At 63.3% G+C, this 10,601-nt stretch carries 8 protein-coding genes and 1 tRNA gene; 6 read left to right on the forward strand and 3 right to left on the reverse strand.

The features are described from left to right. The first annotated feature begins 57 nt into the window (after positions 1–57). From ispE to ychF, 6 genes are all read left to right on the forward strand, one after another. Positions 58–939: a 4-(cytidine 5'-diphospho)-2-C-methyl-D-erythritol kinase gene (ispE, locus tag KUV86_RS18995; RefSeq protein WP_222486156.1), complete on the forward strand. Its 882-nt coding sequence runs from the start codon at positions 58–60 to the stop codon at positions 937–939. Positions 940–955: 16 nt separating this feature from the next. Further along, a tRNA-Gln gene (locus KUV86_RS19000) sits at positions 956–1,030 on the forward strand. 72 nt (positions 1,031–1,102) lie between these two features. After that, a complete protein-coding gene (locus KUV86_RS19005) occupies positions 1,103–2,044 on the forward strand; it encodes a ribose-phosphate pyrophosphokinase (protein ID WP_206943411.1) in 942 nt (313 codons plus the stop codon). Between the two features lie 119 nt (positions 2,045–2,163). Then, positions 2,164–2,853, forward strand: coding sequence for a 50S ribosomal protein L25/general stress protein Ctc (locus KUV86_RS19010; RefSeq protein ID WP_222163545.1), 690 nt, complete (start codon positions 2,164–2,166; stop codon positions 2,851–2,853). 127 nt (positions 2,854–2,980) lie between these two features. Then, complete coding sequence (gene pth / locus KUV86_RS19015; protein ID WP_222486338.1) at positions 2,981–3,565, forward strand: aminoacyl-tRNA hydrolase; 585 nt, start codon at positions 2,981–2,983, stop codon at positions 3,563–3,565. 123 nt (positions 3,566–3,688) lie between these two features. Further along, the gene (ychF, locus tag KUV86_RS19020; protein WP_206943415.1) at positions 3,689–4,780 is read left to right on the forward strand and encodes a redox-regulated ATPase YchF; all 1,092 of its coding nucleotides are present in this window, start codon (positions 3,689–3,691) and stop codon (positions 4,778–4,780) included. Between the two features lie 164 nt (positions 4,781–4,944). Here ychF and KUV86_RS19025 read toward each other — a convergent pair whose 3' ends face one another. The 3 genes from KUV86_RS19025 to imuA are packed head-to-tail and all read right to left on the reverse strand — an operon-like array spanning position 4,945 to position 10,446. Further along, a complete protein-coding gene (locus tag KUV86_RS19025; RefSeq protein ID WP_222486158.1) occupies positions 4,945–8,292 on the reverse strand; it encodes an error-prone DNA polymerase in 3,348 nt (1,115 codons plus the stop codon). Then, entirely contained in the window at positions 8,276–9,775 is a 1,500-nt protein-coding gene (locus KUV86_RS19030) for a Y-family DNA polymerase (protein ID WP_222486160.1), read from the reverse strand. The genes KUV86_RS19025 and KUV86_RS19030 overlap by 17 nt, the downstream gene beginning before the upstream one ends. Continuing rightward, complete coding sequence (imuA, locus tag KUV86_RS19035; protein ID WP_222238686.1) at positions 9,772–10,446, reverse strand: translesion DNA synthesis-associated protein ImuA; 675 nt, start codon at positions 10,444–10,446, stop codon at positions 9,772–9,774. The genes KUV86_RS19030 and imuA overlap by 4 nt, the downstream gene beginning before the upstream one ends. Positions 10,447–10,601 lie beyond the last annotated feature (155 nt).

The raw sequence follows: 10,601 nt of genomic DNA on the forward strand, positions 1-10,601 counted from the left end.
CAGTCATTCGAGCAGCCGCGGCTGCTCGACGGCACGACCAGTAAAGGCAACATGGCCATGCCCCAGCCCCCCACCGCCGCCACGCGGCTGACCTTGCCCGCCCCGGCGAAGCTAAACCGCATGCTGCATATCGTCGGCCGTCGAGCCGACGGCTATCACGAGCTGCAGACGCTGTTCCAGTTCCTCGACCATGGCGACGACATTACCATCGAGCTGCGCGAGGATGGCCAGCTGGTGCTGGACAGCGATCTCGACGGTGTTGCTCCCCAGGACAACCTGGTGTGGCGCGCCGCCAGGCACCTGCAACAGACCAGCGGCTGCCACCTCGGCGCTACGCTCTCGGTAACCAAGCGGCTGCCCATGGGGGGTGGCCTGGGCGGCGGGAGCAGCGATGCTGCCAGCGTGCTGGCAGGACTCAACCATCTATGGGGTCTGGGCATCCCTCGCCCGCAGCTGGCTGAGCTTGGGCTCAGCCTCGGTGCCGACGTTCCGGTCTTCGTCAACGCCCACGCCGCCTGGGCCGAGGGCATCGGTGAGCGCCTGATCCCGGTGGACCTCGATACCCCCTGGTTTGTGGTCGTGCACCCCGGTATCAGCGTATCGACCCCCGCGGTCTTCACTGCGCCAGAATTGACACGGAACACCCCCGCCATTACCATGGCGCGCGCACTCAAGGGGGGAGCGTCGAGCTGGCGCAACGATTGCGAAGACACTGTCAGGCAGCGCTATCCTGACGTGGCTCGTGCCTTGGACTGGCTGAACACCCGGGCGCCGTCGATGTTGACGGGTACCGGAGCATGTGTTTTTGCCCGTCTGACGTCGGAAGCCGACGCGGTGGCGCTGCTTGAAGCAATAGAGCAGCAGCAACCGGACTGGCACGCCTTCAAGGCCAAGGGCCTGAATCGATCGCCTCTCCTCGACGCCCTGCCCGATGATTGAGGCAGGACGTTATTGCTGGGGTATCGCCAAGCGGTAAGGCACCGGTTTTTGGTATCGGCATGCGGAGGTTCGAATCCTCCTACCCCAGCCAACTTCCTTCTGAGTCCTGGACTCACTCCCCCAGACTCACACTGAAGACCCAACACAGCAAAGGTGGCTGCGCGTGTCAAAATTGATGGTTTTCGCCGGGAATGCCAACCCCGAACTCGCCCGTAAGGTCGCCGAGAGCCTGGACAGCCGGCTTGGCAATGCCACGGTCGGTCAGTTCAGCGACGGAGAGGTCGCGGTCGAGATCAACGAGAACGTGCGCGGCAAGGATGTCTTTGTCCTGCAGTCCACCTGTGCACCGACCAACGACAACCTGATGGAACTGATCCTGATGGTTGACGCCCTGCGCCGGGCCTCCGCTACCCGTATCACGGCAGTGGTGCCCTACTTCGGCTATGCCCGCCAGGATCGCCGCGTGCGCTCTGCCCGTGTACCGATCTCGGCCAAGATCGTCGCCGACATGATGGTCAAGGCGGGCGTTGACCGGGTGATGACCATGGACCTGCACGCCGATCAGATCCAGGGCTTCTTCGATGTTCCGGTCGACAACGTCTACGGTTCACCGATCCTGCTCGACGACATCGAGCGCCAGAACTACGACGATCTGGTAGTGGTCTCCCCCGACGTTGGCGGCGTTGTCCGCGCACGTGCCATCGCCAAGCAGCTGAACGCTGATCTGGCGATCATCGACAAGCGTCGTCCCCAGGCCAACCAGGCTCAGGTGATGCATATCATCGGTGATATTCAGGACCGCACCTGTGTGGTCGTGGACGACATGATCGACACCGCTGGCACCCTGTGCAAGGCCGGTGAGGCCCTCAAGGATCACGGCGCGCGCCGTGTGGTGGCCTATGCCACCCACCCGATCCTGTCTGGCCCTGCGGTGGACAACATTTCCGAGTCGGTTCTGGACGAGGTCGTGGTGGCAGACACCATCCCGCTGTCCGAAACCGCTCGTCGCAGCGGGCGTATTCGCCAGCTGAGCGTGGCCGGCCTGATCGCGGAAGCGATTCGCCGTGTCAGCAATGAAGAATCCGTCAGCGCGATGTTCCACTGAGCCTGCGAAAGGCCAGCACATTGCGCGGGTAACGCGCCCCGGTCTCCGGGGCACCTGGAACCATCGAGGTCTGGTCGCGGGCTCGGTGGCTTCCTTACTTTTAGCCAAGAGGCAAATCCATGTCTGACTACAAACTTACCGCCAACGTTCGTAACGACCTGGGGAAAGGTGCGAGCCGCCGCCTGCGTCGTGCGAACCAGCAAGTGCCTGCCATCATCTACGGTGGCGAGAAGACGCCGCAGCCCATCGCTGTGGACAAGACCGCCTTCTACAAGGCCTTGGAAGAAGAAGCCTTCTTCTCCTCCGTCATCACCCTTGAGGTAGATGGCAAGGCCCAGCAGGTTGTCGTGCGTGACCTCCAGCGTCACCCGTACAAGCCGCTGGTGACCCACGCTGACTTCCTGCGTGTCGATGCGACTCACGAGATCACCATGCGCGTACCGCTGCACGTGGTCGGTCAGGACGAGTCCAAGGCGCTCAAGGAGCAGGACGGTGAACTGCACCAGCTGGCCAACGACGTTGAAATCAGCTGCCTGCCGAAAGATCTGCCTGACTACCTCGAAGTCGACATCTCCGGCCTGGAGCTGGGCAGCACTCTGCACCTGTCCGACCTGAAGGCGCCGGCTGGCGTCACCATCGTCGAGCTGACTTACGGCGAAGACCATGACCAGGCCATCGTCAACGTGACCAAGGCCAAGGCCATGCAGTCCGACGAAGAAGCTGCCGAGGACGAAGCTGCCGCCGCTGATGCCAGCGCCGACGCTGCCGAGGAAGCGAAGAACGAAGGCGAAGAAGGCGACAAGGAGTAATCCCTGTCCGCTTGATTCAAGGGCCACTGCGGTGGCCCTTTTCGTTTTCATCGATCGCTTTGCCCAGCGTCGCGCCGCCGAGGCCCTGAGCAAAGCGCTTGCCCGCACCGCGGCCGGAGACATGAGCATGACACGGATCAAGGCACTGATTGGCCTGGCCAATCCCGGCGCCCAGTATGAGGCGACCCGCCACAACGCTGGCGCATGGCTGGTAGAGGAAGTGGCCCGCCAGGCGTCTGCCGAGCTACGCCCGGAAAAGAAGTTTCTTGGGCTTTATGCCAAGGCCTTTGTGGAAGGACAAGACCTGCACCTGCTGGTACCGACGACCTACATGAATCGCTCCGGCGCCGCCGTGGCCGCCCTCGCCAATTTCTTCAAGCTGGCCCCTGACGAGATGCTCGTCGCCCATGATGAACTCGACCTGCCCCCTGGCAGCGCCCGCTACAAGCAGGGCGGCGGCCACGGTGGACACAACGGCCTGCGCGACATCATCAGCGCACTGGGCAATGACAAGTCGTTCCATCGTGCGCGCATCGGCATCGGCCATCCGGGCAGCGCCAATCTAGTCACCAACTACGTGCTTGGCCGTCCCGGCAAGAGCGAGCGAGAGGCGATCGACGGCGCGCTGATCGAGTGCCTGGCGACACTGCCTAAGGCCCTGGCGGGCGACTGGGCCAAGGCGATGAATCGCCTGCATAGCCATTCGGCCTGACGACAGACTCCCGCGGCAGCGCTCAGCGGGTCGAGACAGACTGTCACTCTGCCACTCGACGTCATACACTGATGCGCTTTCTGCGATGACTCGACTTCCTTCACCTTCTTTCAGGAATCACCCATGGGATTCAACTGCGGCATCGTTGGCCTGCCCAATGTCGGCAAGTCCACCCTCTTCAACGCCCTGACCAAGTCCGGCATCGACGCCGAGAACTTCCCGTTCTGCACCATCGAGCCCAATGTCGGCATCGTGCCGATGCCGGATCCGCGTCTCGATAAGCTGGCGGAGATCGTCAAGCCGGAGAAGGTCGTACCGACCACCATGGAATTCGTGGATATTGCCGGCCTGGTCGCCGGCGCGTCCAAGGGTGAAGGCCTCGGCAACCAGTTCCTCGCCAATATCCGTGAGACCCAGGCCATCGCCCACGTGGTGCGCTGCTTCGACAACGACAACGTCATCCACGTGGCCAACCAGGTCGATCCGGCGGCGGATATCGAGACCATCAACCTGGAACTGGCCCTGGCCGACCTGGATACCGTGGAAAAGGCCATCCAGCGCCTGGTTCGCGTGGTCAAGGGCGGCGACAAGGACGCCATCGCCACCAAGGCGGTGCTCGACCGCATCCAGCCTCACCTGGCAGAAGGCCAGCCGCTGCGCAGCTTCGATCTCTCTGACGACGAGAAGAAGCAGATCAAGAGCTTTGGTTTCCTGACGCTCAAGCCCACCATGTACATCGCCAACGTCAACGAGGATGGATTCGACAACAATCCTTACCTCGACGTGGTGAAGGGTATTGCCGAGGCGGAAGGCGCGGTAGTGGTGCCTGTGTGCAACCAGCTCGAGGCGGAGATCGCCGAACTCGACGACGAGGAACGTGAGATGTTCCTGGCCGAGATGGGCATGGAAGAGCCCGGCCTCGATCGCGTGATTCGCGCTGGCTACGCGCTGCTGGGTCTGCAGACCTACTTCACGGCGGGTGTGAAGGAAGTGCGTGCCTGGACCGTCAAGGTCGGCGCGACGGCCCCGGAAGGCGCTGGCGTCATTCATACCGACTTTCAAAAAGGCTTCATCCGCGCCGAAGTCGTGGCCTACGAAGACTTTGTCAGCCTCAACGGTGAGCAGGGTGCGAAGGACGCCGGCAAGTGGCGCCTGGAAGGCAAGGACTACGTGCTGAAAGACGGTGACGTGGTGCACTTCCGCTTTAACGTCTGATCCAGGCGCGACACGCTTGGGCCTGAGCTGGGCTGAGCTGAGCGGGGCCTGAGGCCTGCCACCACTCGCTGGTGTCGAAATGCAGGCCCGGCCAGCACGATGACCAGAACGGCACCGAGGTACGCCTCGGTGCCGTTTTTGGTAGCACCAGAGCGAAACAGCAACTAACGAAAATCCCGCGACGTCACGCTCAGCGCCTTCCACCAGGCGCCGATATCCTCCAGGCGGCCAGCGATCACATGCACCACACTCCCCTCTCGCTCCAGGTGGCCGGTCACTCTCAGTATCTGCGCATTGAGTAACGCCTGACGTTGAGCCTTGGCGGTGTCTCGCCACACCACCACATTGATATTGCCGCTATCATCCTCAAGGGTCACAAAGGTGACACCAGAGGCCGTACCGGGCCGCTGCCGCGTGGTCACGAGCCCTGCCACCTGAACCAGGCAGCCGTGATCCACGGTCAACAGCTGCTGGGCGGTCAGACAGCCATCGAGCCCCTGCCGTTGCCCCGCCGTGGACTCACGCAGCAGCGCCATGGGATGGCGCCCAAGACTGAGCCCGAGGTGGCGATAGTCCGCCTCAAGGTCATCTTGCTCAAGGGGCGGCATCAACGCCGTGCTGTCGTCATCGAGCAGCTCGGTGTCCCCCAGGGCCAGGCCTGGCTGAGGCGCCAGCAGATCCCAACGGGCCTGATAGCGGTGTCCCGACAGACCGGCCAGGGCACCCGCAGAGGCCAGCGCCTCCCAGTCCTGTGAGCGGATCGATACACGCCGGCGCACATCGGCAAGACGGGTAAAGGGGGATCGGTCACGCTCCTCCAGAAGCGCCAGCACTGCCTCCCTGCTGAGCCCCTTCACCAGATGCAACCCCAACCGCACCGCTGGCCCTGCGGGATGCACTGGCGCGCCCGCTGCCTCAGGGGGAGCCTCATCATCGACCTCCAGCGCCGACTCCCAGCGGCTTCGCAGCAGGTCTACAGGCCTCACCTGAACCCCATGGCGCTGAGCGTCCTGCAACAGTTGAGACGGCGAATAGAAGCCCATGGGCTGACTATTGAGCAGTCCACAGCAGAAGGCCGCGGGGTGATGGCACTTGAGCCAGGCGGACACATAGACCAGGTGGGCGAAGCTGGCCGCATGGGACTCGGGGAAACCGTACTGACCGAAGCCTTCTATCTGGCGACAGATGGCCGCCGCGAATTCGTCGGTGTAACCACGCTCGCGCAGGCCGGCGGTCAGCTTGTGCTGGTGCTCGGCGATGGTGCCCGCCCGTCGCCAGGCCGCCATGGCGCGCCTGAGCTGGTCAGCCTCGCCACCGCTATAGCCCGCCGCCACCATGGCGAGCTTGATGACCTGCTCCTGGAAGATGGGGACTCCCAGGGTTCGCTCTAGCACCTTTCTGACATCCGCGCTGGGGTACTCGACCTGTTCCAACCCGTCCCGGCGGCGCAGATACGGGTGGACCATGTCGCCCTGGATCGGCCCCGGTCTGACGATGGCAATCTCGATCACCAGATCGTAGTAATTCTGGGGCTTTAGCCTGGGCAACATGTTCATCTGGGCACGACTCTCGACCTGGAAGACACCGATGCTGTCTCCACGGGACAGCATGCGATAGACCTCTGGATCTTCCCGAGGAATCGCCGCGAGCGCCTCGATGGGGGTAATGACCCGGTCACCGCCATGGTCAGATGGCGAGTCGCTGTTTTCCTGCCGGGCCTGTTGCTGGCTGTGTTTTGGTGGCTGGCCCAGTAGGCCAAGGGTCTTGCGTATCGCGGTCAACATGCCCAGCGCCAGCACGTCGACCTTCAGCAAGCCCAGGCTCTCCAGATCGTCCTTGTTCCACTGAATCAGCGTGCGCTCCTGCATGGCGGCATTTTCCACCGGGACCAATTCATGCAGCGGACCCCGAGAAATGACAAACCCACCCACGTGCTGTGAAAGATGGCGTGGAAAGCCCAGCAGTTGCTCGACCAGCTCTACCAGGTGCTGACGAAGGCTGCGCGCGCCATCCTCGCTGCCCGGCTCGGCCGAGGCGGCCCCTCGGGAAGACGACGCCGTCACCGCGGCGGACTGAGCAAGCTCCATGCGCAACCCGGCCAACCACGCCTGTTCGCCGTCACGTCGATCCAGTCGGCTGGCAAGCCAGCTCAGGTAGCTGGGCTGCAGCCCCAGCGCCCTACCCACGTCCTTCAGCGCGCTGCGAGGACGATAGCTGATCACCGTGGCGGCCAGCCCGGCTCGCTCCCGCCCATAGCGACGATAGATGTACTGGATCACTTCCTCACGCCGCTCATGCTCGAAATCGACATCGATATCCGGCGGCTCGTCACGCTCTTCGGAAATGAAGCGCTCGAACAGCAACTGCACCTGGCGTGGATCCACCTCGGTAATGAACAGGCAATAGCACACCACCGAGTTGGCGGCGGATCCCCTGCCCTGACACAGGATGCCCTGTCCGCGGGCAAAGGCCACGATATCCTCGATGGTCAGGAAGAAGGGGGCATACTGCATCCGCTCGATCAGCGACAGCTCGTGCTGAATCTGCGCGGCAATCTCGACAGGCGTTCCATCCGGAAAGCGCTTGGCCTGTCCCTGCTCCACCTTGTGGACCAACCAACTCATGGGGGTATGGCCCTCGGGCACCAGCTCCTCGGGGTATTCATAGCGCAGCTGGCCAAGATCGAACTGGCAGCGCTCGGCAATGCGCACGCTCTCGTCGAGCATGTCACGGCTAAAGCACTCGGCCAGGCGTGGCAGCGAACGCAGACAGCGCTCTGCATTAGGCTCGAGCAGATAGCCCGCCTGCTGCACGCTGGTGCCATGACGCAGCGCCGTCAGCACGTCCTGCAGACGCTTGCGCGCAGCCTGATGCATCAGCACCCCACCGGCAGCGACCAAGGGCAGCCCAAGACGTTTCGCCATGGTGGCGGTGTGGTGATGACGCACCTCTTCACCGGCATCAAAGTGGCGCAGCAGCATGACCCAGCTACGCCCTGGATAATGCTGCTTCAGCCAGGCCATGCGATAGGCGCAGCGATCGTCACTGCCCGCTGGGTCATACAGCAGCAGGCAATCCTCAAGCCCTGAGAGCTCCTCCCAGTCCAACCGATAATGGCCCTTGGGGGCCCTCCGTCGGGCCAGGGTGATCATCCGGCAAAGTTGCGCATAGCCCTGGCGATTCTCGGCCAGCACCACCACCGCCTGATCCTCAAAACGAAATTCCGCGCCGACTAGCAGAGTCATATCCAGATCGCGGGCGGCCTCCCAGGCGCGCACCACGCCGGACACGGAACATTCATCGGTGATAGCCAGCGCGCGATAGCCCAGGCAGGCCGCCTTCTCCACCAGCTCGTGGGGGTGAGAGGCCCCCTTGAGAAAGGTGAAGTTCGTCAGACAATAGAGCTCCGCATAGGCCAGCGGCGGCGCCCCAGAGGCTATATCGGCTGCAGGCGCTATCCGTGGGGCAGCGTGCTCCGATGAGGGCTCGCAGTGTTCAACCGAACCAGCCATGCAACCACCATTGCCCGGTGTGGTCACGGAAGATCCAGCCACAGCGGGCATCGCCAAATCTCACGACGTAGTAATCCCGCCGGGCCGGGGCGGCGTCCCACCAGCCACTGGCCAGGCGCTCGGGCCCGGCAAGCCACTCCAACTGCGACAGCGCTGCCGACGACATGGCCAGCGGGGTGGGCAACAGCCAGGCAGGACGCGGGCCCTGGGGCAACACCTGCGCCGCTGCGCGGGTGCATCGCTCAAGCGTCGAGGCTCGCTCAGGGCGATGATCCTCGCGCCAGCGAGGCTGCATGACACTGTTCTGACCAAGCCGGGTTCGCAGGCGGCTGAACAGGGCGTCGGCAGTTTCTTTGGGGGGCGCCGTATCGAACAGGTCCTGGGCGGGCTGCTCCTGCTGCGTCAGTTCGCTGACCTCTAGTCGCAGACGGCGCACTGGCGCATTGAGCTCACAGCGCTCCAGGCGTAACCGACATAACTCGAGCCAGGCATCGGCAGACTGCTCTCCTCCGGCATGTCCCACCGAGATGTGCTGCTCTGCATCCCGCTGATAGAGCGTCAGCTGCAGCGACAGCGCCTTGGCGCAGCGCACATGCAGAAAGCCCTCCATTTCCATCAGCAGTCGCTTCAAGGGGAACAGCAGCGCAGGCGCCAATTCGATGTCATGGTTCAACTCGAGCTCACGCTCCAGCCGCGGTGGCGGCTCAAAGACGGGCAGCAGGTCAGGCACAGCACCGGTCAGCCGCTTGAGCCATTGGGTCAGATCAGGACCCAGTCGCGAAGCCAGAGATGCCGTAGGCAGAGCCAGCAGATCGCGAACACGCTGGAAGCCTAGCCCTTGCAAACGCGCCAATTGGGCACGCGGCAGCGCCAGCTGGGACAACGACAGCTGCCCCAGCCGCCGATGATGGCCATCAACATCGGCTCCAGGGCTCTGAGTACCATTGCCCCGAAAACCAGAGCCCCGAAAACCAGAGCCCCGAACAGCGCTGTCCTCAACGTCTGGGCGGACGCCCCCCGCACGAGCCAGCAGCACCGCCGCCAAGGGCGTATGCCCCGTGGCGCAGACGAGTTCGAGCTCCAGACCGGCCAGCTCGCTCTCCAGCCTGGACCACAGCGCGGCAAGACCACCGAAGTAATGGAGCATCGAGCCAATTTCCAGCACCACCCCCCGGGCAGGCTCGCCAGCGAGGCTAGGCTCGAAACTGACACGCGCGCTAAAACGTCCCACCCACAGGGCGAGCCCTTCCAGCCGCTGTCGACAGGCGGCCGTGTCCGCCGTGAACAATTGCAGCTCAGGCTCCAGGCTGAGCGCCGTGCTCACGGTCATGCCGGGCCGCACTCCTTGACGCTGGGCCTTGCTGCATACCTGCTGGACACGCTCTCCATTGGCCGATACCAGCGCCTTGGGCTGCGTGTCGCCAAGAGCCACCACGTCAAGCTCAAAGCGAGGACCATGCAGGCACAGCCATAACCCCTTCATGGCGCCCCCCTGTTCACCGGTGACAGGGACGAGGTCGGCAGATCCAACGTGATCGTTTTTGCCGGTATGGCACCCTTGCGCTTGAAGGCCTCCACCTCAAGCCGACCATTCGCGCTGCCTCCCAGGCGCAAACGCCAGGGCGCAGCAGACCCTTGCTGGCCAAGCGATGCAGGGCGCAGCAATACGCCGACCCCGGTGCCCCCCGCCATCGCCAGTTGCAGGCGACGCAACCAGCTGCCCTGGAGGGCGCCAAACCAGCCAAGCACCAGGTCACAACAGCCACTTTTCACCACCTGTTCCATGGCCCACAGACGTTCTTTGGTGGTGCCTGTCTGAATGACATGGATCTTGGTGATACCGATGCCCGCCGCCTGCAGTGCCAGGGCATGAGGTATCCAAGGGGGATCCAGCAAGACAATCCGCTGGCTGCGGGTCATCAGTGGCGCCAGCAGGCGGATTTCACCGATACCGGGATGGTCAAGCAGCCACTCCATCAGGTCTCCACGGGGCCAGCCACCACCCATCACCTCATCCAGTGTCGCGAATCCGCTTGGCACAACCAGAGCATCCGCCTGAGAGGTCTCCCAGTCCCGCGCAGGATCACGGCCCGCGCGCCATAACGTTCCCCGTTGCATTAGTTGAGTGATGTCGACGGGGTGTGCTGCTGTCATGGCGCCCCCTCCTTGAAAGTGATGCGAGTCATGCTGAACAGAATACTGTTATTTTATACAGTATTTAAGGAATGCCAAGCGATGACGGCTTGAGACGTCGCCAAGACGTCAACGCAGTCAGCGTGACATGGGGTCTGTCGTCAGGGCTCAGCACT

Source organism: Halomonas sp. DP8Y7-3, from assembly GCF_019801675.1.
In the GTDB taxonomy this organism is placed as follows: Bacteria; Pseudomonadota; Gammaproteobacteria; order Pseudomonadales; family Halomonadaceae; genus Halomonas; species Halomonas litopenaei_A.

Coding starts and splice junctions, on each gene's coding strand:
- ispE (WP_222486156.1), top strand. CDS start 58: ATGCCCCAGCCCCCCACCGCCGCCACGCGGCTGACCTTGCCCGCCCCG.
- KUV86_RS19010 (WP_222163545.1), top strand. CDS start 2,164: ATGTCTGACTACAAACTTACCGCCAACGTTCGTAACGACCTGGGGAAA.
- pth (WP_222486338.1), top strand. CDS start 2,981: ATGACACGGATCAAGGCACTGATTGGCCTGGCCAATCCCGGCGCCCAG.
- ychF (WP_206943415.1), top strand. CDS start 3,689: ATGGGATTCAACTGCGGCATCGTTGGCCTGCCCAATGTCGGCAAGTCC.
- KUV86_RS19025 (WP_222486158.1), bottom strand. CDS start 8,292: ATGGCTGGTTCGGTTGAACACTGCGAGCCCTCATCGGAGCACGCTGCC.
- KUV86_RS19030 (WP_222486160.1), bottom strand. CDS start 9,775: ATGAAGGGGTTATGGCTGTGCCTGCATGGTCCTCGCTTTGAGCTTGAC.
- imuA (WP_222238686.1), bottom strand. CDS start 10,446: ATGACAGCAGCACACCCCGTCGACATCACTCAACTAATGCAACGGGGA.